Consider the following 26,273-nt stretch of genomic DNA (forward strand, 5'->3'; position numbering starts at 1 on the left):
GTGAACAACAAGAATGTACTAAAAACGAAATGGAAGAAGACCACCGGCTGGCTGGGGATGATCCTGCTGGTGCTCTCGCTGACCGCGTGCTTCGGGAACAGTTCCGAGCCTGGGATGAATGCAAGCGGTGAAACGAACGGGAACCAGACGGATACAGACAACAACGCGCCGGATGACACCGCAGCCGAAACGAAGCAGGGGACGGCTCCTGCCACAGAGTCGACGGACTCCGGTGCAACATCGGAGCTGCCGGCTGAGAAATCGATCGAGGTTGAGCTGGAAGGCATGAAAGAGACGCGAACCACCACTTTGCAGAGGGGCGAGGGCTACGCTTTTTATATGTTCGACATCTTCTCCTTTGATGCCAAAACCAACAAGTTAATGATGAATTACGACTCAGACTATCATGTGGTCATTACCAAGCTGCCTGCCGATTACAACATCGAGGAGCTGGCGAAGTCGGCCAAAAGCGAGATGTCTAAAATCGGTAAAGTCGAGCAGCGTACCGGCGACCAGCTCTACGAAACGATGCGAGATGCCGAGCTGTTCTTGATCGCCCAAGGCAAGGGGCTGACCCAGCAGTATATCGTCAAGAACATAGGCGGGCAAGGATTTGCCTTTCTGCTGAATTCGCCGCATGGCGAAGCATCGGAAGGCTTTGGCCCGCTGGCGTTCGCGTCCATCAACACCGTTGTGGCAACGAATTAACACGAACTAAAGCTAAACCGTCCGCGCAGGGCTTCTGCAGCGGGCGTTTTTTTTACCTCCTCATGACATATATCGCTTGCGGAACTCGCGGGGAGAGCAGCCATTTTTGAAGGCAAACCGGTTCGAGAAATAGGGAGTGCTGTTGAAGCCAACGTAAGAAGCAATATCCGCAATCGGCCACTCCGTGGTGAGCAGCAGCAGCTTGGCTTGCTCTAACCGGTAATGCAGCAAGTAATCGTTGGGCGTCATGCCATACACCTGCTTCATGCAGCGCGTGATGTAGTTATAGTGGTAATGCAGCGCATCGGCCATCTGCCCGCTGTTGAGCTCCGAACGGAAATTGCTTTTGATGTAGGCTTCAGCCTTTTCCGCAACGGTCACTACCGGGGAGGCATGTGATTCTAACTGCCGGAGATCCATCGCACGAAGCAGCTCCTCGAACCGCTGCTGCCGGTTCCAAAACGCCCGGGATTGACGTTCCCCTAGGCTCTCCAGCAGCTGCCGGAACAAGCGGAACGTCTGGTCGGGAGAGGGGAGGTCCCACGCTTTCGGCAGATGCAGGGAATATGGCGAAGCCAGGAAACGGCTGTAATGCTCGTCCGCGTCCGGATAGAGGTGATCGGCTTCCTCTGCCGGAAGCTGCTGCCAGGCACAGACCGTATGAAAATGCAGCCAGTAAAACGACGTAGGCTCTTCGCACGGCTTCACCGCGTAATGGTGCCGATCGGGCAACAGCAGCAGCGATTGGCCGGCCTCCAGACTCCAGGATTGCCCCGCCTCCCCGAGGTATAACGTGCCAGATTCCACGACGATCCAATCAAAAATACCGATATTCCGCCGGTTGGGATGTTCGTCTCCGGGCTGATATACGGTATGTCCGCATTCCAAAAAATAGGGCAAGGGCGGCGCCGTCAGCTGCACCAGGTCGGTTGGTTTCGGCAAGGCACTCTCCTCCGTTTCGAATGTGAAATATTATAACTTTGAGGTTGATAGAATTCGTATTTCGTTCTAAATATATGAGATAAAATGAGATTTGTCAGTATGATTTTTTGAAAAAAGGAGGAGGCTTTGCGATGAAGCTAGCCGGGCAAATGCCGCGTTCCGAGCGGGTTGCGCTGAATCGAGTGAACATCCGCGACGAATTTTGGAGTTACTATATCCGTTTAGTGAAGGATGTGGTTGTCCCTTATCAATGGGAGGCATTAAACGATCGGGTGGAAGGAGCCGAACCTAGCGGCGCTGTACGCAATTTTCAAATTGCCGCAGGGCAAGTTCAGGGTGAATATTACGGGCTGGTGTTCCAGGACAGCGATTTGGCGAAATGGCTGGAAGCGGCAGCTTATATTTTGGAAGCGGATCCAAATCCGGAGCTGGCGGCGATCGCCGACGGGTTAATTGACACAATGGCCTTGGCGCAGCGGGAAGACGGGTATTTGAACACGTATTATATCCTGAAGGAGCCGGGCAAGCGCTGGACGAATTTGACGGAATGCCATGAGCTGTATTGCGCGGGACATTTAATCGAAGCGGGAGTCGCCTATTATCGGGCCACAGGCAAAAGAAAGCTGCTCGACGTGGTCATCAAGTTCGCGGATTACATCGACAGCGTGTTTGGCACGGAGCCCGGCAAGTTGCCGGGGTACGACGGCCATCAGGAAATCGAGCTGGCGCTCGTCAAGCTGTACGAGGTGACCGGACAGGAGCGATATTTGCGTCTAAGCCAATATTTCCTTGAGCAACGGGGGCAGAAGCCTTCCTTCTTCGAGGAAGAACTCAAGCGGCGGGGCGGTCAAACGCACTGGGCGGGGCATGCAGATCACGTTGACCTCACTTACCATCAGGCGCATCTGCCGGTACGGGAGCAGGAGACAGCGGTGGGCCATGCTGTGCGGCTGCTGTATATGTTGACCGGGATGGCCGATGTTGCGGCGTTAACCGGTGACGAGTCGATGCTGGCCGCCTGCCGCAAGCTATGGGACAACATTGTCGGCAAGCAGATGTATATTACCGGCGGGGTGGGCTCCATGCCGCAGGGCGAGGCGTTTTCGTTTGATTACGACCTGCCAAATGACACGGTGTATTCGGAGACTTGCGCTTCCATCGGGTTGATCTTCTTCGCCCAGCGGATGCTGCGGATTTCGCCGGACTCGAGATACGCCAATGTGATGGAGCGGGCTTTATACAACACGGTTGTCGGTGGAATGGCCCGGGACGGCAAGCATTTCTTCTATGTGAATCCGCTGGAAGTCGACCCGAAGGCTTGCGGGGGCGCCAATCATAAGTTTGACCATATAAAAACGGTTCGTCAGGAATGGTTCGGCTGCGCCTGCTGTCCGCCGAACATCGCCCGGCTGCTGGCATCGCTTGGCGAATACATCTATACAGTGCAAGGCGATACGGTATATGCTCATCTCTATATCGGCGGGGAAGCCGAATTGCAAACGAGCGGCGGCAAGGTGAAGCTGACGCAAACGACCAATTACCCTTGGGGTGGAAACGTGCGGTTTGAGGTGCAGCCGGAGGGAGAAGGTCGCTTTACACTGGCGTTGCGGCTGCCGGATTGGTGCCCGGAAGCGAGTCTCCAGGTGAACGGAGAAGTGGTGGAACTGGAGGGAGCTTTGCTTCAGGACGGCTACATCCGGCTGGCGCGGCAATGGTGTGCAGGGGATGTTGTGGAGCTGAAGCTGGCGATGCCGGTGACACGTATGTACAGCCATCCTCTCGTACGTGGAAACGCCGGCAAGGTGGCGCTGCAGCGCGGCCCGCTCGTCTATTGCCTGGAGCAGGCCGACAACGGCGCGAACCTGCATGAGCTGGTGTTGCCGCGGGAGGCCGAGCTTCACGCGGAATACGAAGCCGAACTTCTTGGCGGCATCGTTACCGTGCGGACCGAGGCGGTCCGCATCACCGGGCCGGACTGGGACGGCGGGTTGTACAGCGCGTCCCCGCGTCTGACGGAGCAACCAGCAGCGCTTAAGTTCATCCCGTATTACGCCTGGGCCAATCGCGGCGAAGGGGAAATGATGGTTTGGGTGCGCGAGCGCTAAATGTTTGCTTGCGATGGACCGGCATGGGTTGTAGAAGGGTATCAGCTCACTGAACGTTCCACAGCCGGGTTCGCACGTAAACGGCCAGGACGATCAGATTCCATATCGCGCAGGTGATAAAGATCACGCTTGTGCCCCACCAGGCGATGACCCAACCGGAAGCGTAGACGGCGATAGGCATGCCGATCCGGAAGCAGGTCCCGGTAATTCCGGCGATTCGTCCCATCAGCGGCGCCGGCGTCTGCTCTTGGCGGAAGGCGTACACCGACACGCTGTACAAGGTCGCGGCAAATCCGGATAGGAAAAGGGCGACTGCAAACATCACGAGGCCATCGATAAGAAACAGAAGGAGATAAGCGATGACGTTCAGCAAGATGGATGCGCCAAACACCTTGCCCAGGCCCCAGGATTGTCTTAACCGACTGAGCAGCAAGCTTCCGGCAAGACCTCCGGCACCTGAAGCCGAGAGTACAACGGCTAGCAGGGAGGAGGACAATCCCAGATCGTCCTTGGCGTAGTAGATCGATGTCGTACTGATCACCGTGTACGTACAGTTTAGAAACACGACGAACACGGTCATCAACACGAGCGGCTTGTTCACGCAAAAGGCGCGCCAGCCCTCCAGAAACTCCGCGGCGAATCGGGATTGCCGCGGGGTTTCTTTTTTCTCCGCCAATTTTAGTCTAGTAAATAACCCCATGCATATCAGGTAACAGAACGACGTGATGAGCAATCCATCGGAGATGTCGGATAACATCAGGATCAGACCGGACAACGCTGGCCCCATAATGCCAACAAACGTTTCGGCAAAGCTCAGCTTGGCATTGGCGCTTGTCAGTTCCCGGACCGGGACACTCAGCTTGATAAGACTGACTTCGGCATTAAAATATCCATAATTCAGCGTCATCAGCAGGAAGCCGATGGCGTAATAGACCGGCAGCAGATGAATCCCGCTTCGGAACAAGACGGCAAAGGCAAGGAGCAGCATCGCCTGCAGCCCGATCATCCAGAGGATCCAGCGTTTTTTGTTGACGCGGTCAACTAAGACGCCGATGAAGATGGCGAAGAAGAAGTTGGGCAGCAGCTCCGCGGTTTTCATACTGCTCATGGCCACAGAGGAATGGGTAATGTCGTACATCATCAGCGGAAGGATGATTTCATAGAGCTTCCCCCCGAAGCTTAACAGCACGACGCTTGTCAAAATGATCGCAAACGAGCGGCGATAGCCGAGGTTTGGTGCAGTAGTGGGGCTTTTTTCAGCAGATAGGAGTATGGCCGTGTTAGGTTCCTCTGACGCCTCTGGGACGGCCGGGCTAACGTTAACGGATGCTTTCTGAGCGGTGTTTATGGCGAGATCGGTTTTCATGTCTAGTTGCCTCCAAGACTTGAGCTTAAGGGATGTTCCGCGAACTTCGGTGAACTTTGGCGTGCTTCGACGTACCTTCCGAATTCTTACGCGTAAGGTTATTGTAACGTGCGGCCGTTCTGCTAAAAACGGTAGAAATCGGGGAAACCATTTCATCTTTTTTCAGGAGGCAGCGTGCTGCGGCAATCAGGCCCAAAAGCTGTGACAAGAGCCTAACCCCCCGCATATGATACCAAAGATTATTATATTGGCAAAGGAGAGGGCGGCTCTTGAAGAGACATAAATCAACAAAATCAAGTAGACCAAAGAAATCGCTCTATTACGTAGATAACCCGAATATCAACGAGCTTAAGCTGCTTGAGGAACGAAAGGCATCGTTGCGATCCCGAGACAAGAAGGTTGAGCTTCATGAAAGCCCAGCTCCCGTACTGCCCGCGCTGCCGGAACAAGAGAAAGAGGCCGCGACGGCATCACCCGGAGCAGATCCGGAGCATGGAAACGTTGACGGAAACCAGGCGCTGCAGGAACTGCTGAGTGAAAAAACCGCGCCGCACCAAGAACGGGGCATTATTTATACCGACGATCTCATCGATGAGGCCGTCACCGGGGAGAAAATTGCGCCGTATACGATCGATGCTTCGCGGATCATGCGGGGGACGATCGACACCGCTTGGATCGCCGATTACGCCGTGGAGAACATCAAGCTGGCCGATCGGGCGGTGACCTCCTCCAAAATCGCTCCTTCCTCCGTGAACGGCAGCCACTTGGTTGACGGTTCGATCGAAGGCTGGGCGATCCGGGATCATTCCATCGGCGGAGAGAAGCTGGTTGACGGCAGCATCACCCCGGAGAAGCTGGCGGATCGGGTGATCACCGGGGAGAAGCTGGCAGAAGGGGCGGTGGAGAGCCGGCATCTGTCGGAATGGATCGTAACGTCCGAGCTCTTGCAGGACCAAGCTGTAACGGGGGATAAAATCCGCAGCGGTGCCGTAAATGCGCAGCATTTGGCCAACGGAGCGGTCGACACCTCTAAGCTGGGAGAGGCCTCTGTGACAACATCGAAGCTGCGCGATCACTCCGTAACGGGAGAGAAGCTGGCGGAAGGGGCGGTGGAAAGCCGCCATCTGGCGGATCACAGCATTACTTCGCGGCATTTGGCACCCGGTATGATCGACCGGGAACTGCTGGCTTGGTCCAGTGTCGGCGCGGAGCAGCTGCAGGAAGGGAGCGTTACTTCCGCTCATTTAGGTGAAATGGTGATTGAATCCCACCATCTTGCGTCAGGAGCCGTGGGCAGCGAACATGTTCAGCCTGGCAGTATTGGTCAGGAGCATATCGCTGACAAGGTCATCCAGGCGCGGCATCTTGCCGATAAATCGATCCCTTCCACGAAGCTGGCCGACCAGTCTGTGGGCACCTCGCATATCATCGAGCAGGCGGTAACCTCGTCCAAGATCGCCGATCAAAGCGTGCTGCCGGGGAAAATCGCGGACGAAGCCGTATTGACACGGCACTTGGCCAAAGGGGCCGTGCAATCGCCGCAGCTTGCGCGGGGAGCGGTTACCGGCAAGCACCTGTCCGAAGGAGCGGTGCAAAGCAGTCACCTTGCTTCGGAAGCGGTGCAGGAATGGCATCTGGCCGATGCGGCGGTCACCCGGCAGAAGCTGGCGTCCGCCGAGGTGACCGCGGAGCACCTGGCGGATGGAGCGGTTGCGACGAATCATCTGCAGCCAGGCAGCGTCACGGCCGACAAACTGGCTAAAGACAGTGTGACGAGCCGCGCGATCGCTCCGGCCGCGGTGACGGAGTCCGCCATCGGTGCACAGCAAATCACGGCCGACCATTTGGGATCGGGTATCGTGCAGACCCGGCATTTGGCGACGGGCTCCGTCACCCGCGGCCAGATCGCACCCGGTGCGATTCGGGAGGAGTACCTGGGGGTTGGCGTCATCTTCTCGCCGCATCTCCAGGATCATGCGGTCACCAGCTTGAAGCTGTCGCCGGAAAGCGTGACAACGGATAAGCTGGGGGATCTGGCGGTCACGGTTGCGAAGCTGGCGAACAGCAGCGTGACCGGTCCGAAACTGGCGGCGCAAGCCGTGGACGCCGGGCATTTGGCCCCCGGTGCCGTCGGGTCGGAAGCTCTGTCCGCTGGCGCGGTTGGAGCCGATCATCTGGCCGCTGGGGCTGTACAGAGCAAGCATTTGGCCGAAGGCAGTGTAACGGGACGCCACCTGGGCGACGCAGCCGTGGGCTCCCGCCATATTGCCGCCGAAGCCATCGAAGCCGGACATCTGTCTGCCGAGTTGCGGCAGAGCGGGTTACTTCCCGAGGCGGGGATCCGCGGTAAGGACCTGCAGGCGGGCGCCATCACCAGCCTGCACCTGCAAGCCGGTGCGGTTGATACGGACGCGTTAGGTGAGCAGGCGGTTGGCAGCTCCCATCTTCAGGAGGGGGCGGTGCAAAGCGGTCACCTGGCGGAGGCGTCTGTCCAAAGCCGGCATTTGGCTGAAGGGGCGGTACAAAGCGAGCATTTGGCCAAAGGCAGCGTGACTGACCGCCACCTCGGAGTCTCGGTGATCGGATCTTACCACATCGCTCCGGAATCGATCAGCGCTGCCCACATGATCCCTGCCTTGCGCCAAAGCGGGCTGCTGCCTGTCGCCGGGATCGACGGGGAGGCTCTGCAGCCGGGAGCTATCGCCAGCCAGCACCTGCAGGCAGGCGCAGTTGGCTCCAAAGCGCTGGGTGAGCAGGCGGTTGGCAGCTCCCATCTTCAGGCAGGTGCGGTGCAAAGCGGCCATCTGGCGAAGGCGTCCGTCCAAAGCCAGCACCTGGCCGAAGGCGCGGTGCAAAGCGAGCATTTAGCCGAGGGGAGCGTGGAGTCACGGCACCTTGGAAAGGCGGTGGTGGAAGGCACCTATATCGCTCCCGAAGCCGTAAATTACGAGCACTTGTCCGCAGAGCTCCAGCAGCAGGGTCTGTTGCCGGCCGAAGGGATCAGTGGGGATGACTTGCAGGCCGGGTCGATTACCAGCCGGCATCTGCAAGCTGGTGCGGTGAACGCTACAGCGCTGGGTGAGCAGGCGGTTGGCAGCGGCCACTTACAGAGCGGTTCCGTGTTGAATCGCCATCTGGCAGATGGGTCCATTCAAAGCCGGAACTTGATCGCAGGCGCGGTGCAAAGCGAGCATTTAGCCGAGGGGAGCGTGGAGTCCCGGCACCTTGGGGAGGCCGTGGTGGAAGGCACCCATATCGCTCCCGAAGCCGTGAATCACGGACACTTGTCTGCCGAACTGCAGCAACAGGGTCTGTTGCCGGCCGATGGGATCAGCGGGGATGATTTGCAGGCCGGGTCGATTACCAGCCGGCATTTGCAAGCCGGTGCGGTAAATGCCATAGCTCTAGGCGAGCAGGCGGTGGGCAGCGGTCACCTGAAGGCGGGTTCCGTGTTAAACCGCCATCTGGCAGATGGGTCCGTCCAAAGCCGGAATCTTGCTGAAGGCGCTGTGCAAGGCGGGCATTTGGCTGAAGGCAGCATCACCTCCCAGCATCTTGGGGAGGCCGTGGTCGACAGCTCGCATCTTGCCCCTGAAGCCGTAAATGTCTCGCATCTATCGGCTGAGCTGCAGCAACACGGTCTCTTGCCTGCGGAAGGCATCAGCGGGGAGGATCTGAAGCCGTCGTCCATCACCAGCTGGCATCTGCAATCCGGCGCAGTTGGCTCCGAAGCCCTGGGTGAGCAAGCGGTGGGTAGTGGTCATCTGCAAGCCGGTTCCGTGCAAGGCGTGCACTTGGCAGAGGGGACGGTCCAAGGCTTCCACTTGGATCATGGAGCAGTCCAAGGTGAGCATTTGGCGGAAGGCGTTGTGTCGGAACGCCATCTGGGCGAAGCGGTTGTAGGCACTCGCCATCTGCAGGAAGGCGTGGTGCACAGCGAGCAATTGGCAAATGCCGCCGTTCAAAGCCATCACCTGGCCGAGGACGCCGTGCAAAGTGCGAACTTGGCAGCAGAAAGCGTGGAGTCCCGGCATTTAAGCGATGCAGCGGTGAATGCCCACCATATCGCTCTCGAAGCCGTCAATATTTGGCATCTGTCCACCGAGATTCAGCAACACGGTTTGCTGCCTGAGGAAGGGATCGGCGGCGAAGACATCCAGCCTTCTTCCATCGGCCGGGGGCATCTGCAACCCGGTGCAGTGGATGCAGGGGCTTTGGCTGTAGGCGCGGTTGGGGCGGAACATTTGCAGCCAGCGTCGGTAGAGAACGCCCATTTGGCGCCAAATGCGGTCGACAGCGCTATACTAGCGGATGAGGCCGTTGGGACTCGCCACTTGCAGCCGGGCTCCGTTGGAGTGGAGCAGCTCAACTTTGCTCCGGTAACCACGCTGGCAGGCCAGCCGGCGGAGATGCAATTTGGCATGGTTCCGTTCCTGCTGAAGCCTCATGAGGAGGAGGCGACGGTTAAAATCAAATTTGAATCGCCGTTTGCTTCGTCCAACTACGTTGTCGTTGCGATGACCAATCACCCTGCGTATTATACTTCGCTGAAGGAGCAATCGCCTGGCTCGGCTGTCATCACGATATCCAAGCTGAAGGACACTAGCGTCAACTACGGAATCGTAACGTGGATGGCGATTGGCAACACGCAGTAACGTCTTCTAAAACACAATAGAGTCAGCTAGAATACTCGCTTGTATAACAGCCGTCGGGAGCCATCCCGGCGGCTGTTTTCTTCAGCTAAGCCATAACAAAGTGACATATCTTTCAGGCTATGTGATTTTGCGTACAGCGTTTTTGCGTCAAATTACCTAGTATTTAATGGGAACCGATCCAACTAATTTTTTTCACAGGTTATGTGAAATTCTTCACATTAATTCAGAGTCGGGTCGGTTCAAGGGATAGACATCGTGCAAGAGGGAGGGGCGCGATTGCTTGGAGAGCGTTATATCGGAATCGTGATCTGAGCACAGTCGAAAATTCAACAAGAACATGCCATGAACGGCGAGCAGGTGATGTAGCTTTACGTAACTCGGTGAAAATCACAAGGGAGAGGATTGCATTTGAAAAAGCTGATTAGCCTTACAGTAAGCGCGACGTTGGTGTTATCGTCCTTGTCGCTTACGGTTGGGACGTCCGGTTTCAAGCTGACCAGCATTGACGTGGTGTCTGCCGCATCGGAATCGGAAACGCCAACCAAAGAAACAACACCTAGCAAAACCACAACACCAAGTAAGACAACGACACCAAGCAAGACGACAACTCCAAGCAAGTCGACAACACCTAGCAAGACGACAACACCTAGCAAGACAACTACGCCAAGCAAGTCGACGACGAACAAAACTACTACAAAAACAACCACAAAAACTACGACCAAAACAACTACAAAAACGACAACAGCTCCTGTAAAGACAACAACGAAAACAACTCCGGCAAAAACTTCGGCGGTCAAACCTGCGGAAAGTCCGTATGTTGACGGTGTATATGTGGCCTACGGCAACGCTTATTCCAAAGGGACCGAAGGGGCCAAAGTCACGATCAAGGACGGAAAAATCGCCGCGATTGAGCTGCTCAGAACAAGCCCTAAGCTGATCGACAGAGACGTTCGCAACAACTATAGCGGCCTCTGGAACGCTTACGAAACGATGAAAGCGGACCTGCTTGGCAAAACGCAGGAGCAGGCCGCCAAAGTGGACGTTGTGTCCGGAGCGACCCGTTCCAGCGAGGGCTGGAAGCTGTCCGTTGACCGTGCCTTCCAAAGAGCTTTGAAAGAGAAGCCAAAGGGTGTCACTTATTTTGCCGGCGAGCATATGGGTGTCGATCCGGAAGGCAAATACATGGTGTTTGCGACCTTCGATGCAACGAAGCGTACAGCTGTCAAAGTATATCCGCTTGACGCCAGCGGCAATGCCATCGAAGAAGCAAATATGACCAGCGAGCAAGCGGCATTGGTGAAAGCGATCGCAGCCGAGCTGTTGGCGAAAGGTACCGGCGCCGTTGGTTCTAAAGGCCAGGAGGCTGAGTACAAAGCCGCTGTGAACGCATATTGGGACGCGGAGCAAAATGCCAAGGTAAACAACGATTCGAAATATATTGATGGATTCTACTCCGCCTACGGTTCTGCCCGCGATAAAGGGGTTGAGAGAGCCGACGTCTACATCCGCAACGGCAAGCTGGTTGATGTGAAGCTGTACAGATTGGGTTCCAACCTGATTGACCGCGGCGACACGGCCTATGCTGAAGTGGTCAAAGCAAATGCGCCGATGACGGCCAAACTGCTCGCGAACGGCTCGTACATCGAGAACTTCAAGGATGACGTTGATGCGATTGCCGGCGCCACCGAGAGCAGCCATAGCTGGAACCTCGCTGTAGAACGCGCTTTCGAGAAGGCGCTGAAGGTTCCGGGGAAAGCGAAGTATTTTGAAGGAACGTTTGCCGGTGTCGACAACCTGTCCAGATTGCTGGTTTTGGCTGACATTAAAGCAGACCACGTTTCGAACGTAAAAGTCTTCCTGTTTGATGATGCCGGTAAGCTGATCGCTTCCGACAAGCTGACGGATGAGCAACAAACCGTTGTCGCTCAGTTAACCGAAGGCTTGACTCAAAAAGGCGCGAACATGACGCCGATCGTAGGTCAAGAAAACCTGTCCCTCGCCGCCAGAGCGGCGTTCGCTGACCTGCTGAACAACGCGTCGAAAACGCAAGGCAATTATAAAGACGGCACGTACACGACCTACGGCGACGCTTACGACAAAGGGACGAACCGCGCCGATGTCACGCTGCGCAACGGCGTTATCGTTGGCCTGAAGCTGTATCGCGTCGGTGTGAATATGGTGGACCGCGGCGCTTCGGCTTACGCTGAAGTCGTTAGAGCGATCCCGATCCTGACCCGCGATCTGCTGTTTGCCGGAACGAGAGAGCAAGCGGCTCAAGTGGATGTTGTAACTGGGGCGACCAGCAGCAGTACCGCATTGAAAACGGCCGTCGAAAATGCTTATAAGAAAGCGGAAATCAGCGAGACTTACAAAACGGCTTATATCAACGGGATTTTCGCCGGTATTAACAAGGACAAATCCGTTTACGTGATGGTGACGGTGCAAAACAACATTCCGTTCAAAATGGAAGTCTTCTATTTGGATGAGAACGGCAAAATCAAGACTGAAGACCAATTAACCGCCGACGAGAAAGCCGTCAAGGCGGAAATCGAAACGCCAACTGCCGAAGGTTCCCTGCATAAATACGGGTATCGTCCGGCAGCGTTTGGCGAAACCGAAGGCGTAAAAGCGGTTTCCGCACAAGTCATTGAGGCCGTCAAGGACGCGCTTGAGAACGCCGGAAGATAAGCATTGATTTGAAATGAAAAGGACGCTGGCCCTGTGAGATTCACGGGGAGGCGTTCTTTTCTTGTTCTTAGAAGGGCGGGCAGGCGGGGATGAAAAGACGCTGAGGTTTTGGCTGTCCCATAGTATAATGGGTCTATCATGGGTTTGGAGGAATTATGGGTGACGCAAATTAATCAATTACGAAACCAGGATGAATTTATTGGCTTTTATTTGCTGAAGGAGCTGGAGATCAAGCAGACGAACGCGAATCCGCCCAAAGACTATTTAGATATCGTATTGTGCGATTCCACCGGGGAAATCCCGGCCAAATTTTGGGATGCCTCGCCAACGGACAAGGAAACGTTTTTCCCGATGAGGCTCGTGAAGGTGCGGGGAATCGTGCAAACCTACCGTGAGAAGCTGCAGGTGAAAATCTTGCAGATGCGGTTGGCCAAGCCGGAAGACGGCGTGAGGCTCACGGATTTTATCCGCTCTGCGCCCATTTCGTCGGAAGCGCTGATCCATACGATCCAGGCCGTCATCAACGATATTGCCGATCCGGATATTCAGGCGATCGTTCGCTTTTGCGTCGGTAAGGTGGAGGAGAAGCTGGCCCATTATCCCGCGGCCAAAACGCATCATCACGCTTATTTCGGCGGCTTGGCCTACCATATGGTACGGATGCTGGAAATCGGCGATTTTCTATGTGCGCAGCGCGCGTTCTTGAACCCGGACCTGCTGAAGGCGGGCATCATTTTGCACGATATTGCCAAGCCGGAAGAAATGGTGGCTGAACTCGGCATCGTGTCCGAGTATAGTACGCCCGGCAAGCTGCTTGGGCATATTTCGATGGCGTCGCAGTGGGTGACCGAAGCGGCCATTCGCCTGGGCATCGCGCTGGATTCGCCGAAGGTGCTCGCCCTGCAGCATTTGGTGTTGTCCCACCACAACTTGGGGGAATGGGGCAGCCCGGTGCAGCCGCAGACGCCGGAGGCCGTCGCCCTCCACCATATCGATGCGCTGGACGCTAAGCTGCAGATGGTAGAGGACGCGCTGGCTACGACGCCGGAATCCGAAGCGTGGACGCCGTTGATCCGGGGCTTGGAGAACAAGGGGATCTACCGGTTGAAATGGTAGAGTAGGCAGGACGCGTTGAGAGTTTATGGTTCACTGCCTTCTGCGGTCGATAGGCATCGATGATTTTCAGGCGGTAGCCTTGGCTTTCTAAGTCGTCGTTAACTTTTTCAAAGCGCGGGCTGCGCGCAGGGTTAGGATGGCAAATGGGCCGTTGTATCCGTCGATGCGCTCCCCGATGAAATTATCACCGGTATAATAGCGGAGATCGTATACGGCGTTTGGGATCACTTCGTCGAGGTAAATCCTATCATGACAAAGGAGGAGATTTGATGCGTATCGGAGCAATTGAGGCCGGCGGGACAAAGTTCGTGTGCGGCGTCGGAAATGAGCACGGAGTCATCGAGGACCAGATCAGCTTCCCCACAGAGCTGCCGGAGCCAACGTTGGAAAGGGTGATTGCTTATTTTCGCGATAAAAATGTAGAAGCGATTGGCATCGGCTCGTTTGGCCCGCTGGACTTGAATCCAAGCAGCGCCACTTACGGGCATGTCACGACAACACCGAAGCCGGGCTGGAACGGATATGATGTGCTTGGCAAATTGAAATCGGCTTTTGATGTTCCCTATGGCTGGGATACAGACGTGAACGCCGCCGCCTTGGGCGAGGCAAAGTGGGGTGCCGCTCAGGGGCTGGACAGCTGCGTGTATTATACGGTGGGGACCGGGATCGGTGTCGGGGTCTTGGCCGAAGGTAAGCTTGTCCATGGATTGATTCATCCGGAAGGTGGACATGTTCTGCCGCGGCGGCATCCGGAGGACGACTTCCCCGGGCTATGCCCGTATCATGGGGACTGTCTAGAGGGCATGGCTGCGGGGCCAAGTCTTGAAGCGCGTTGGAAGGTAAAAGGACAAGAGCTGGCACCGGACCATCCTGCCTGGGCCATCGAAGCCTACTATTTAGCGCAGGCGGTGACCGGGTCCATCCTCATGCTCTCACCACAAAAAGTGATCATGGGCGGCGGCGTGATGCAGCAACCGCAGCTGTTCCTGTTGATTCGCAAGGAAGTTCAGCGGAACCTGGCCGGATATGTGAACGCGCCAGCCATTTTGAGCGGGATTGATGAATATATTGTCCCGCCGGGATTAGGGAATCAGGCTGGGCTTTGCGGCGCCCTCGCCCTGGGGTTGGAGGCCTTGGCTCGCTCCAACTGAAGCTTGGGGTTCTGCGAACCTTTTCAAGCATGGTTCGACATTAGCGATATATCATGATATATTATAATACATATCATGTCCTTGTGTGAGGGAACGTGGGAGGAACGTCATGAGTGAAACCACCTCGTCTAAACCGATGTACGAGAAGATTTTCGATGATGTAAAGCAGAAAATCCTAGATCATAGTTATAAACCGGGAGACCGGATTCCATCGGAGAAGGAGCTGGCCGAGGAATATCAGGTTAGCCGGATTACGAGCAAGCGAGCTTTAGAAATGCTGGCTGCCGAAGGGATTATCGTTCGGAAGCCGGGACGCGGCTCGTTTGTGACGGACCCCGAAGCCGAGGGCACAGGCGCGGAGGAACAGGCGAATGGCCGATGGGACGGAATCTATAGTGGGAACAGAACGGACAAGGAGGCTGCCGGAAAGCTGATCGGCGTTGTGCTGACGGATTTTGCCGGCAGCTACGGAACGCGGCTGATCTACGGGATGGAGGATGCTGCGCGGGAGCAGGATTGTTTTCTTGTCCTGAAGCGGACGTTTGGGGTTCAGGAGAACGAGGAAGCGACGATTCGCAAGCTGCTGCAGCTTGGCGTCGACGGATTGATCGTATTTCCGGCACAGGGGGAGTATTTCAACGCGGAAATCCTTAAGCTGGTGATCGAACGCTTCCCGCTGGTGCTGATCGACCGGGAGCTGAAGGGCGTGGCGGCGGCATCCATCATTACCGACAATGTGAAGGCGGCGCAGGAGGCGACGGAGCATTTGTTTGACCTCGGACACGCCCGCATTTCGCTGTTATCTCCGCCGCCCATCGATACGTCGGCCGTCGAGGAACGGATCGAAGGGTTTGTGCAGGCGCATGCCGGCCGCGGTATCGCTGTAGAGCGGGAGCTGTGGATCAGCGATTTGACGTCGACGCTGCCGAACTCTTTTTACGATGACAATATTGAACGGGACATTCAAAAAATCATGCGCCATCTCGAGGCCCATCCTACGATTTCGGCCTTCTTCGCCATCGAGTACAACATCGCGCTGCTGGCTAAAGCGGCGGTGACCCGGCTTGGCCTGCGCATTCCTGAGGACGTGTCGATCATCTGCTTCGACAGCCCGCAGTTCCGCATCGGCGAGGGCTACGCCTTCACCCATATGCGTCAAAGTGAAGAAGATATGGGCAAGCTGGCCGTGGAAAACGTGCTGGCCCTGATGGAGAACCGGCTGGTAGCGAACAAAATCAAGCTGCCCGCGGTGCTCGTCCCCGGGGAGTCCACCGGACCCGCAAGGGAGGAGCGGGAGCGTAAGTAGCGCAGGGCTTGCTCCCTGGGTGAGTAGCGTAAGGCTTACCTCCTAGGGGGGGCCTAGTAGCTTAAGGCGCACTTCCAAGGTGGAGCGCGAGTAGTGTTAGGCTCACCCTCTGGGTGGGGACGCAAGCAGTAGTGTTAGTGTCACCCCCTCTGGGGGAACTACAGTAGCATAAGGACACCCCCCTAGGCGAAGTGCTAGAAGGCTTACCCGCTGGGTGGATCGCAAATACCCTACGGTGGATTCAAGTTGCCCCGCCTCAACTCATACATGCCGAAGCTCAACTGCAAAAGTGCAGTTCAACTTCGGCATTTTTTCGTTTTTACCGGCCTTGGAATATAAAAGTGCAGTTAGTTTAAGGTGATTTAGTGGAAAAGGGAGAATTAGGCGGATTTTAACTGTACTTTTACAGTTGAAGGGTCCCAAAGCGACGCTTTCTCTAAAATCAACTGTACTTTTACATTTAGGCGCCACTTTTGGTGGTGCGGTCATTTACGGCAGGATGTTGTCTTCCGTTTACGGACCTTTCTAATTACGGACTTTCTCGATCAAGGCCCTTCCCCATTAATGACATTTCTACAGGAAAGCCATTTTTGTACTCTCCAAATGTTGAAGGGGGTCATTTGGCATACCTTTATATACCAACCAACATCGATATTTTTGCTTATTGACATAATGATATGATACCAATATACTATCCTTATTGAAAACGCTTTAATTACTATGTTATTCGAAATGAAAAGGGGAGGTTTACAAATGAAAAAGTGGATGTTCGTGATGCTGGTGACCGTCCTGTTTGGTGCGATGCTGGCTGCTTGTGGAGGGGGCGGTAACGGCGGCAGTGCTGGAAACGGCGGCGGCAGCGGGGGTAGTGGTGACACCGGAGGTGGCGGCAATACCGAGAAAGTGAAGCTGACGTTCTGGGGCGACTGGGGCGGCGAAGGGCAGAAGCAGTTTGAGACGATGGTTGACGCCTTCAACAAGTCGCAGGACAAGATCGAAGTCAAATACGTGCTTCAGCAGGATATGGTCACGAAATTCCTGACGGCTGCGACGAGCGGCGGTGCGCCGGATATTTTGTTCTGGGACCGCTGGAGAACCTCGCTGTACGCTCCGAAAAACGTGCTTCGCCCCATTGACGACTATATGGAGCGCGACGGGGTGAATAAAGAAGATTTTTACGAGGAGTCCTTAAAGGAACTGACCAACAACGATAAATTGTACGGTCTGCCGTTAACAGTGGATGCCCGCGCGTTGTTCTACAACAAGAAGATGTTTGCCGATGCAGGGCTGGAGGCGCCAACGACGTGGGACGAATTGGAGCAGGCGGCCAAGACGCTGACGAAATGGAACGGCAGCAAGCTTGAAACCGCAGGCTTCTCCATGGCCGATCCGGGGCTGTTTAACATGTATCTGCAGCAAGCCGGCGGGCAAATGCTCAGCGAGGATGGCAAGACCAACTTCAACAATGAAAAAGGCAAACAGGTTCTGGAGTTTTGGCAGCGCTTGCTGAACGAGGACAAAGTTTATAAGGTCGGCTTCGAACAAGGGCTTGGCGAAGGTACCGACGCGTTTGTTACAGGGAAAGTGGCTATGCTGTACACCGGACCTTGGATGATGAGCACCTACAACAAATATGGCAAGGATCTGGAATACGGCATCGTACCGCCGCCGGCAGGTCCGAATGGCGATAAAGGCAGTGTGATGGGCGGCTTCGGGCTTGTCATCCCGCAAGGCTCCAAGCACCCGGATGAGGCGTGGGAGTTCATCAAATGGTGGACGGCGAACAAGGACAACGCTTTGCTGTGGGCAAAAACGAGCTTGAACCTGCCAGGCTTTAAACCGGCGCTTGAGGATCCGTTCTTTAGTGAAGATCCATTGTGGAAGCCGTTTACGGAAACGTTGGAATTTGCAAAGACGCGTCCGACACATCCGGGATACTCCGTCATGGAGGAGAACGCGCTGATTCCGAATCTGCAACTGCTGCTTCAGAACAAGCAATCGATCGACGAGACGCTGAAAAAAGCCCAAGAGCAAGGCGACAAACTGCTTGCGGAAAATGCGGTCGTGAAGTAAAAACCGGCCTCTGAAAGGGGAACAAAGAATGGCATCCGTCAATAAGCTCGAACGGCATCAGGCCCGAATGGCCTATCTGTTCATTACACCAACTATGTTGCTATTTGCCGTATTCATGGTCATCCCCGTCGTGATGGCCCTGTACCTCAGCTTCACCAACTATGACGTGCTGAGCAGCAACGATTGGGTTGGGCTGGACAATTACCGCCGCCTGATCGACGATGCGCTGCTTTGGCAGACCTTTTTAAACGTGTTCTATTACGCGATCGTTTTTGTACCGCTGAATTTGTTGATCTCCTTGCTGTTTGCGATGCTGCTTAACAAAAAGATACGCGGGGTCAAGCTGTTCCGCACGTTTTATTACCTGCCGACCTTGACCTCGGCCGTCGCGGCGGCCACCGTATGGATCTGGATGCTGCATCCCGAATACGGGATGATTAACGGACTGCTCGCATACCTTGGCATCACCGGCCCGGCTTGGGTGTCGCAAACGGAGACGGCCATGCTGTCGATCATCGTCATGACGCTTTGGCAGTCGGTTGGCTCCAACATGATCATCTATTTGGCCGGCCTTCAAGGCGTGCCGGACTATCTGTACGAATCGGCCCGGCTGGACGGGGCGTCGCGGTTTGCCTGCTTCCGCTACATCACTTGGCCGCAGCTTCGCCCAACGACGTTCCTGGTCAGTGTCATGTCCATCATCGGCGCCTTGCAGCTGTTTGACCAGGCGTTTGTCTTAACGCAGGGCGGACCGGCGAACGTCACCAAAACTCCGGTCTACCTGATCTATCAGCAGGGCTTTAACCAATTGCAGATGGGGTATGCCTCGGCGCAGGCGTTTGTGCTGGCGATGGTGATCCTAGTATTTTCAATCATTAGCATGAAAATCACCAAAGCGGAGGAGCCGATCGTATGACAAATCCAGAGACGATAAAAACGGGCGTCGGTACCCGGCGTCCACAAATCGGTGTACCCATGCAGAAGCGATTAGCGAATGTACTGTTTTATACGGTTGGCAGCATCATCGCGGTCATTATGTTTTTGCCCTTTTATTGGAGCGTGCTGACCTCGTTTAAACAAGACGAAGACATGTTCACCCTGCCGATTAAATGGTTTACGGCGAACCTGACGTTCGAGCATTATTACAACGCGTTTACGACCGTGCCTTTTGGCCTTTATTTCTGGAATTCCTTTATTCTTGCGGCAGCTGGGGTGTTATGTAACCTGTTCTTCGGTTCGCTGAGCGGCTTTGCGTTTGCCAAGCTGAAATTCCGGATGAACCAGCCGTTCTTCCGCATCCTGCTTGTCTCCATGATGGTGCCGGGGATCGTGACGATGATCCCCAGCGTTTACGTGCTGCGCCATATCCCGCTGGCAGGCGGCAACGACTTGTTCGGCAGCGGGGGGTACGGGCTGATGAACTCGTTTTGGGGTATTATTTTGCCGGGGGCATCCGGGACGTTTGCGGTATTTTTCATGCGACAGTTCTTTCTGACCCTGCCCAATGACATGATGGAGATGGCGCGGATCGAAGGCTGCGGTGAATTCAAAATCTTCTGGCGCATTTACTTGCCGCTGACCAAGCCGGCGCTGGCTACACTCGGGATCTTTACGTTCCAGGCCGGCTGGAACGGCTTCCTCTGGCCGATGATCGTCCTGAACGATCCGTCGAAGGCGACGATTCAGATGGGGCTGCAGGCTTTTTCATACAATTATCAGACGGACTATGGGCCGATGATGGCGGGGGCGCTGGTGGCGATCCTGCCGATCCTGGTGCTGTTCCTGCTGCTGCAGCGGTATTTTATCCAGGGGATCGCGTTTAGTGGAATCAAGGGCTAGGACAGAGGGGAGAGATCATATGAAGACCACCACGAAGGAAACTGAAATCACGCAGCAACGGGCCGACTTGGCTCAGACGGCGCTGGACGAATTATTCTGGAACGAAAAGATCCAAATGTACAATATTCAAACGCCTTGTGAAAACGGGGCATGCAACGAGATTTTTCATTACTGGTGGATGGCGCATGCGGTGGATGTGCTGGTCGACGGACTGCGGCGCACGGGGGACCGGCGATATGCCCAGCGGCTGGAGCAGCTGTACGACGGACTGCTTCAGCGCAACGGCGGCGCATGGCCCAATGAGCTGTACGACGATATGGAGTGGATGGCGCTCGCTTGGCTGCGCGCCTATCAAGCCACGGGCGAACCGCGCTACAAGGAGGTCTCCCAGCTGCTGTGGCAGGACATCCAAACCGGATGGAACGAGCAAATGGGCGGCGGGATCGCCTGGCAGAAATCGCAGCTCGACTATAAAAACACCCCGGCCAACGCCCCTGCCATCATCCTGGCGGCCCGGTTGTACCAAGCGTTTGGCGATCCGGACGATTGGGCTTGGGCGCAGCGGATCTATGAGTGGCAGGCGGCGAACCTCGTCGACCCGTCCACCGGGTTGGTGTGGGACGGTATGAACCGTACCGGGGATGGGACGATCGACAAGGATTGGCGGTTCACTTATTGCCAAGGCGTCTTTATTGGAGCTTCGGTGGAGATGTACCGGGTAAGCGGTGATACAGCCTACTTGGAGGCGGCGCTTCGCACGTTCCGCGTCGTCCTCCAGGAGTTTACCTCCAGCGAGACCGGCCTGCTGCCGGAGGAAGGGGACGGCGATGCCGGACTGTTCAAAGGCATCCTGATCCGCTACTTGGTGCAGTTGGCTCAGGCGGCCCCGGACCATCCCGAGATTGCCGAGTACGTCGCCCTTCAGGCGGAACGCGCCTGGAGCCGGCTGGCCGCTCCGCAGCAACCGCGGTTCGGCACGGATTGGAGCTGTGGTCCAGCACCGGAGGGGGCCGTGTCCCTCAGCTCGCAGCTAAGCGGCGTGATGCTGATGGAGGCGGCGGCAGCGCTTGAAACGGGTGCGGATCAGGCGGCCTCGGAGCTAACGCCGGATGCTGCGCCCCAAGGGGAGATGCCGTGATGGATCGCCGCGAGCTAGGCTGGGCCCAACTGGCGGACCGCATGCACCGCGACCTGTTCGACTGCTACGGGAATGAGCAGACCGGCATCCTGGACCAGTGGTATCCGCGTACGGCGGGCCGGGCCGGCGAAAATTTCTACTACTGGTGGCAAGCCCATGTCCTCGACGTGCTGGTGGATGCTTACGAGCGGACCGGCAACCCGGCGCTGCCCGATCGGATGAGGCAGTTCTGCCGCAGTCTGGAGCGTTATAACGGCGGGACGTTCACGCAGAATTATTACGACGACATGGAGTGGACGGCGCTGGCGCTGCTGCGGGCTTACCGGGCGACCGGTGAGGCGTGGTATGAGGAGAAGGTCCAAGAGCTGTGGGCGGACATCCAAACGGCTTGGAATGAGCATTGCGGCGGGGGGATGGCGTGGAAGAAGGATCAACTGGATTACAAAAATACCCCAGCCAATGCGCCTGCTGCGATTCTTGCCGCCCAGCTTTACGGCTTGTTCGGTCGGCCTGACGATCTCGCTTGGGCCAAACGGATATACGATTGGAACAAAGCGCATCTGGTTGACCCTGCGACCGGCTTTGTTTGGGATGGCATGAACCGCACTGGGGACGGAACAATCGACAAGGACTGGCGGTTCACCTATTGCCAGGGCGTCTTTATTAGCGCGGGAGCGGAATTATACTTCTACACCGGCGAATCAGCCTACTTGGAGGATGCAAGGCGCACCGCAGCCGCCTGCTTCGAGGAGCTGTGCGAGCCTGATATTTGCCTGCTTCCCGCGGAAGGCATCGACGATACCGGGTTATTCAAAGGCATCCTCATTCGCTACCTCGACCGTCTCTTGGAGATCGACCCAGAGTGTCCACGCGTGCGGGAGGTTATTTTCGCCAATGCGGAGACTCTTCGATCCAGCGGGCTGCTTGAGAACCTGGCGCTGTGCGGCCCTTCTTGGAAGGAGCCGCCGACCTTGCCGGTTCAGCTCAGCGTCCAGTTGAGCGGCTTGATGCTGCTGGAAGCGGCGGCAAGGCTGGAGGCGCGAAAGTGAGGAACATGTCATACAGAACCGCCGGAAGCGAACGTACGGCATAACGAGCATAACGAGCACAATAAGCACAACGACTACGAGACAACACGGAGGAGATTAACCATGACTGAGCAACTGACTCAATCCGATATTATTGTCTTGGTGGAGACGAAAATGAAGCATCGCCCGAAAATCGTGGAGATGTTCAAACGGTGTTATGAAAATACGCTGGAAACCACCATCCATCGCCACGACGACGGGACGGTGTTTATGCTGACCGGCGATATCCCGGCCATGTGGTTGCGCGATTCCGTGAACCAGCTTCGGCCGTATCTGATCCCGGCGGCGCAGGATGCCGGCTTGCGCGAGATTATCGAGGGCGTGTTGAGAACGCAATACCAATCGATCCTGCGGGACCCGTATGCCAACGCGTTTAACGAATTTGAGAATTTCCGCGGCCATCAGACGGATTTGACTGAGATGTCCGGCTGGATTTGGGAACGTAAATACGAGGTGGATTCGTTATGTTATCCTCTGCAGTTAGCCTATCTTTATTGGAAAAATACCGGGGAAACCCGCCACTTCACGCCGGAATTTAAGCAAGCGGCCGAGTTGATTTTGCAAACCTGGCGGACTGAGCAGCGGCATGAGGAACTGTCAAAATACACGTTCGTCCGGGAAAACAGCGGGGAAACAGATCGGCTTCCGGGACCGGTCGGCTATACGGGGATGACCTGGTCGGGCTTCCGCCCGAGTGACGATGCCTGCAAATACGGGTATCTCGTTCCGTCGAACCTTTTTGCCATTGTGGTGCTGGGGTATTTGTTGGAGATCAATGAGAAGTTTTTCGGAGATGACGCTTTCGCCGATGAGGTACGTGCGCTGCGAGAGGACATTCGGCAGGGGATTGAAAAATACGCCATCATCGAGGATGCGGAGTTCGGGAAGGTGTACGCGTACGAGGTTGACGGGCTTGGCGGCGTGAATCTGATGGACGATGCCAACGTGCCCAGCCTGTTGTCGCTGCCTTATCTCGATTACTGCAGCAAAGACGATCCGATCTATCTCAACACGCGCCGGATGATTCTGAGCCGCCGCAACCCTTACTACTATGAAGGAACGTATGCCAAAGGCATCGGCAGCCCGCACACTCCGCCAGACTACATTTGGCACATCGCCTTGTCCATTCAGGGAATCACCGCGCTGGAGGAATCGGAAAAGCTGGAGATTCTGGATATGTTCGAGCGGACCGATGCCGGAACGAATCTGGTGCATGAAGGGTTTCACAAGGATAATCCATCGGAGTATACGCGGGAATGGTTCTCCTGGTCCAACGCCATGTTTGTTGAATTCGTGCTCAGTTTATGTGGTCTGGAAATTGCCATGTGCTAGCTTTCGGGTAAGGAAAACAATCCGAAAATGGAGAAGGTTACGGGAACCGGCGGCTGGCAGGAGTTTAAGGTGTTCTCGGCGGAGGTCACCGCTCCGGTACGCGGCAAGCATATCGTTTTCCTGTACTTCAAAGGCTCGGATTGGCTGTTTAACCTGGATAAGTTTACGTTGGCGATCCCGCCGTATTTACGGCACCGCCTGTTACGCCTGAGCCGCCTCGTGACCACACCCCACCAGGAGAGGTTGAGCATGTGCGAGCGGTAAAGGAAAATGGACAGATTCGGCTAACATGGGACGGACCGTATGATATGGACGGCGTGAAGGTGCAGATCCGTCTGCTCAAGAACAAGAAGAATGTCTCCAATGGATATACCGTTTCGCTGGGAGATTTGCTCAAGAAGTAAATAAAAACAGACCGGGGCGGATGTGGGATCCTGCCTTCGGTCTGTTTTTCGCGATTAGAATTAGCGTCTTAAATATTCTGCGCGTACTCTGGTGCGGGAACTTTGGTTAAGACAACGTACAGGCTGGCGGGCTCCGTTCCGTCATTCCGGTAGGAAAAGGCTTCCGCTCCTTCCAGATGCAGTGCTTCACCCTGATTCAGCGGCGAGGTTGCTCCGTCCACCGTGATCGACCCGCTGCCTTGCAGGGCTAGAATAAATACGTCCGTATTCGGATGCGTGTGGGTTGGCAGCTCTTGGCCCGGCATAAAGTTCAGCACGAACACGACGCTTTCGCCTTTTTTGAAGGCGATCCGTTTGGAGAATTTCTCGGCTTGGAAGTCCTGAAGCTGGGCTAATGCTAATTTTTCCATCTTGATGATTTCCTCCTTGTAACGGTCGCGTGGACCGGATCGTTTGGCTGGGTTTCTCCGGTTTGATCGCCGGAATCCCTGCTCCTTGTCTCCTATGTTAGCATCGAGTTGCTCCTTTCTTCTTGATTCAGATCAAGTTTGCGAAAAAATGCCCCTATTTCAAAACTCTGTGAAATGGCCACTACTGCAAATTGGAGTAAATTGGAGAAAGGGGATATGGATGTTTTTTGAAAATGTGGTGAAAGGAGTAACGCTCGTGAAACGTTTTCCGGGGATGGATCAAGAAGCGGTCATGATGGAGATTAAGCAGCTCAAGCAGAAAGCTGACCGGCTGCTTGCGATGTCAATTCGGCTGAATCAACCCAGCTTGGCGGACGAAGCGGAGCGGTTGTACCAGCAAATTGACAGGTTGGCTTTGCTCACCGGGTAATTTGACACATTTCATCCTAAGCCATACGTTTAAATATAGCTCTCATGTAAAATAACATCACATCCGAGTGGATGGATGTTATTTTTTTTGACGTAAATGTATTGACAATCCCTTTTGAACGCCTATAATTAATCACAAGAATAATAGTTTAATCAATCACACCCAAGAGTTATGATAGAATACCTGACATGAAGGAGGGTGTGAGTATGGCCATCTCAACCGCTGGCGAATGGAAGCAGGACATTTTGAGGATTTACAACGCGATAAATAAGCAAATCTTTAACGTGGGTGTAAAACAGCAAAAAGTAGATTTCGTCGGCAACAAAATTGTGATTATTTCTTTGAACGGGCGAGTGCCTGTCTTAAAGCTATTGGATGAGGCTTATCCTCACTCCACGAGGCAGCTGGATTACTTGTTGTTTCAGGTGTTCAAGCGGGAGATTAAGGCAGCCCTCGAACGGCAATTTCAACTGAATATCGTCGCCGTACTCAAAGATTACGATGCAGAGACCGAATTTTCCGGTACGATCGTTGTCTTGGATCGCGACGTGGAGGATTATCTGAAGGAGTCGTCGGAACTTCGCTAATCGAAAGAGCCGACCAATCGTCAGTTTGGACTCGCAGCGCTATTGTTAGGAGGCGCTATGGGTTTTGACTGGCGATTTTTTTATATCAAAAAATGAAAATTTCAAGGAGTGGAGGCGTGGAGCATGCAACCCAAAATCGAGATTAACGGAGTTAGTAAATGGTTTCGCCGGAACGGCCGAGATATCCCGGCCATGCAAGAAACGAGCCTGAAGATTGAAGCGGGAAGGTTTGTCAGCATCATTGGCCCAAGCGGTTGCGGCAAGTCTACCTTGTTCAACATCATTGCCGGACTCATTCCACCCTCTACCGGAGAGGTGCTTGCGGACGGGGAGAATATCGTGGGGAAGACGGGATATGTCGGTTACATGCTGCAAAAGGATATGTTGCTGCCGTGGCGGACGATTCTAGACAACATCATTCTGGGGATGGAAATTCGCGGCGTCCCTAGAAAGGAAGCGGTGGATCGAGCTTTGCCCCTGATGGAGAAGTATGGACTCAAAGGTTTTGATAAGCATTATCCCAAGGAATTGTCGGGAGGTATGCGGCAACGGGCTGCGCTGCTGAGAACGTTGCTTTACGACCGCGACATCATCTTACTGGACGAGCCGTTTGGCGCGCTTGATGCACAGACCCGGCTAACGATGCAAAATTGGCTGTTGCAAATTTGGACCGACTTTGGAAAAACGGTGTTGTTCGTCACCCACGACATCGATGAAGCAATTTACTTGTCAGACGATATTTATGTCTTCTCTTCGCGGCCGGGCCGGGTCAAAACGAAAATCACGGTCACGATGGAGCGCCCGCGCAAAACGGAGGATATGACGTCCCCGGATTTTATGGAACTGAAACATCTCTTGCTTGACCAGTTATCGGCGGGACATGCGGAGGAAGAACTCGCGCTTTGACCGTTTGGATAAAAAAATAACGATCTAGG

21 protein-coding genes are annotated in these 26,273 nt (G+C 55.2%); 18 read left to right on the forward strand and 3 right to left on the reverse strand.

Going from position 1 to position 26,273, the window contains the following annotated elements; genetic code table 11:
• Positions 1–708: a hypothetical protein gene (locus tag ACL02P_RS00990; RefSeq protein WP_412836635.1), complete on the forward strand. Its 708-nt coding sequence runs from the start codon at positions 1–3 to the stop codon at positions 706–708.
• A gap of 60 nt (positions 709–768) precedes the next feature.
• On the opposite strand, the gene ACL02P_RS00995 is transcribed toward ACL02P_RS00990, so the two are convergent.
• Positions 769–1,650: an AraC family transcriptional regulator gene (locus tag ACL02P_RS00995; protein WP_412836636.1), complete on the reverse strand. Its 882-nt coding sequence runs from the start codon at positions 1,648–1,650 to the stop codon at positions 769–771.
• A gap of 131 nt (positions 1,651–1,781) precedes the next feature.
• Here ACL02P_RS00995 and ACL02P_RS01000 point away from each other — a divergent pair, with 131 nt between their 5' ends.
• Positions 1,782–3,755 carry a glycoside hydrolase family 127 protein gene (locus ACL02P_RS01000; protein WP_412836637.1) on the forward strand — a complete coding sequence of 658 codons (1,974 nt, stop codon included), beginning with the start codon at positions 1,782–1,784 and terminating at the stop codon, positions 3,753–3,755.
• Positions 3,756–3,801: 46 nt separating this feature from the next.
• Here the strand turns inward: ACL02P_RS01000 and ACL02P_RS01005 are convergent, their stop codons facing one another.
• Positions 3,802–5,121 carry an MFS transporter gene (locus ACL02P_RS01005; RefSeq protein WP_323077315.1) on the reverse strand — a complete coding sequence of 440 codons (1,320 nt, stop codon included), beginning with the start codon at positions 5,119–5,121 and terminating at the stop codon, positions 3,802–3,804.
• Between the two features lie 269 nt (positions 5,122–5,390).
• Here ACL02P_RS01005 and ACL02P_RS01010 point away from each other — a divergent pair, with 269 nt between their 5' ends.
• The 13 genes from ACL02P_RS01010 (at position 5,391) to ACL02P_RS01070 (ending at position 23,911) form a co-directional block, all read left to right on the forward strand.
• The gene (locus tag ACL02P_RS01010; protein ID WP_412836638.1) at positions 5,391–9,776 is read left to right on the forward strand and encodes a WIAG-tail domain; all 4,386 of its coding nucleotides are present in this window, start codon (positions 5,391–5,393) and stop codon (positions 9,774–9,776) included.
• Between the two features lie 408 nt (positions 9,777–10,184).
• Entirely contained in the window at positions 10,185–12,464 is a 2,280-nt protein-coding gene (locus tag ACL02P_RS01015; RefSeq protein WP_412836639.1) for an FMN-binding protein, read from the forward strand.
• Positions 12,465–12,623: 159 nt separating this feature from the next.
• On the forward strand, positions 12,624–13,580 hold the full coding sequence (locus ACL02P_RS01020; RefSeq protein WP_009224349.1) for a 3'-5' exoribonuclease YhaM family protein: 957 nt from the start codon (positions 12,624–12,626) through the stop codon (positions 13,578–13,580).
• A gap of 269 nt (positions 13,581–13,849) precedes the next feature.
• Positions 13,850–14,731 (forward strand): ROK family protein, encoded by an 882-nt coding sequence (locus ACL02P_RS01025; RefSeq protein ID WP_412836640.1) that lies wholly within the window; start codon positions 13,850–13,852, stop codon positions 14,729–14,731.
• 109 nt (positions 14,732–14,840) lie between these two features.
• Entirely contained in the window at positions 14,841–16,037 is a 1,197-nt protein-coding gene (locus ACL02P_RS01030; protein WP_412836641.1) for a GntR family transcriptional regulator, read from the forward strand.
• 753 nt (positions 16,038–16,790) lie between these two features.
• On the forward strand, positions 16,791–18,110 hold the full coding sequence (locus tag ACL02P_RS01035; protein ID WP_323077308.1) for an ABC transporter substrate-binding protein: 1,320 nt from the start codon (positions 16,791–16,793) through the stop codon (positions 18,108–18,110).
• A gap of 28 nt (positions 18,111–18,138) precedes the next feature.
• On the forward strand, positions 18,139–19,026 hold the full coding sequence (locus ACL02P_RS01040) for a carbohydrate ABC transporter permease (protein WP_036644696.1): 888 nt from the start codon (positions 18,139–18,141) through the stop codon (positions 19,024–19,026).
• Positions 19,023–19,949, forward strand: coding sequence for a carbohydrate ABC transporter permease (locus tag ACL02P_RS01045; RefSeq protein WP_397376587.1), 927 nt, complete (start codon positions 19,023–19,025; stop codon positions 19,947–19,949). Before ACL02P_RS01040 ends, ACL02P_RS01045 begins: the two co-directional genes overlap by 4 nt.
• Positions 19,950–19,968: 19 nt before the next feature.
• Positions 19,969–21,087, forward strand: coding sequence for a glycoside hydrolase family 76 protein (locus tag ACL02P_RS01050; protein ID WP_412836642.1), 1,119 nt, complete (start codon positions 19,969–19,971; stop codon positions 21,085–21,087).
• Positions 21,087–22,136 (forward strand): glycoside hydrolase family 76 protein, encoded by a 1,050-nt coding sequence (locus tag ACL02P_RS01055; protein WP_412836643.1) that lies wholly within the window; start codon positions 21,087–21,089, stop codon positions 22,134–22,136. Before ACL02P_RS01050 ends, ACL02P_RS01055 begins: the two co-directional genes overlap by 1 nt.
• A 102-nt stretch (positions 22,137–22,238) precedes the next feature.
• Positions 22,239–23,507: a glycoside hydrolase family 125 protein gene (locus ACL02P_RS01060; RefSeq protein WP_412836644.1), complete on the forward strand. Its 1,269-nt coding sequence runs from the start codon at positions 22,239–22,241 to the stop codon at positions 23,505–23,507.
• A gap of 27 nt (positions 23,508–23,534) precedes the next feature.
• Positions 23,535–23,771 carry a carbohydrate-binding protein gene (locus ACL02P_RS01065; RefSeq protein ID WP_339299791.1) on the forward strand — a complete coding sequence of 79 codons (237 nt, stop codon included), beginning with the start codon at positions 23,535–23,537 and terminating at the stop codon, positions 23,769–23,771.
• A complete protein-coding gene (locus ACL02P_RS01070; protein ID WP_009224339.1) occupies positions 23,759–23,911 on the forward strand; it encodes a hypothetical protein in 153 nt (50 codons plus the stop codon). Before ACL02P_RS01065 ends, ACL02P_RS01070 begins: the two co-directional genes overlap by 13 nt.
• Before the next feature lie 68 nt (positions 23,912–23,979).
• Here the strand turns inward: ACL02P_RS01070 and ACL02P_RS01075 are convergent, their stop codons facing one another.
• Positions 23,980–24,321 (reverse strand): cupin domain-containing protein, encoded by a 342-nt coding sequence (locus tag ACL02P_RS01075; RefSeq protein ID WP_323077299.1) that lies wholly within the window; start codon positions 24,319–24,321, stop codon positions 23,980–23,982.
• 256 nt (positions 24,322–24,577) lie between these two features.
• Here ACL02P_RS01075 and ACL02P_RS01080 point away from each other — a divergent pair, with 256 nt between their 5' ends.
• From ACL02P_RS01080 to ACL02P_RS01090, 3 genes are all read left to right on the forward strand, one after another.
• On the forward strand, positions 24,578–24,751 hold the full coding sequence (locus ACL02P_RS01080; protein WP_157268794.1) for a hypothetical protein: 174 nt from the start codon (positions 24,578–24,580) through the stop codon (positions 24,749–24,751).
• Between the two features lie 206 nt (positions 24,752–24,957).
• Positions 24,958–25,338, forward strand: coding sequence for a Na-translocating system protein MpsC family protein (locus ACL02P_RS01085; protein ID WP_323077296.1), 381 nt, complete (start codon positions 24,958–24,960; stop codon positions 25,336–25,338).
• A 123-nt stretch (positions 25,339–25,461) separates the two neighbouring features.
• The gene (locus tag ACL02P_RS01090; protein ID WP_016311240.1) at positions 25,462–26,244 is read left to right on the forward strand and encodes an ABC transporter ATP-binding protein; all 783 of its coding nucleotides are present in this window, start codon (positions 25,462–25,464) and stop codon (positions 26,242–26,244) included.
• The last annotated feature ends 29 nt before the right edge of the window (positions 26,245–26,273 follow it).

This window comes from Paenibacillus sp. MB22_1, from assembly GCF_047200555.1.
Lineage (GTDB): Bacteria > Bacillota > Bacilli > Paenibacillales > Paenibacillaceae > Fontibacillus > Fontibacillus phoenicis.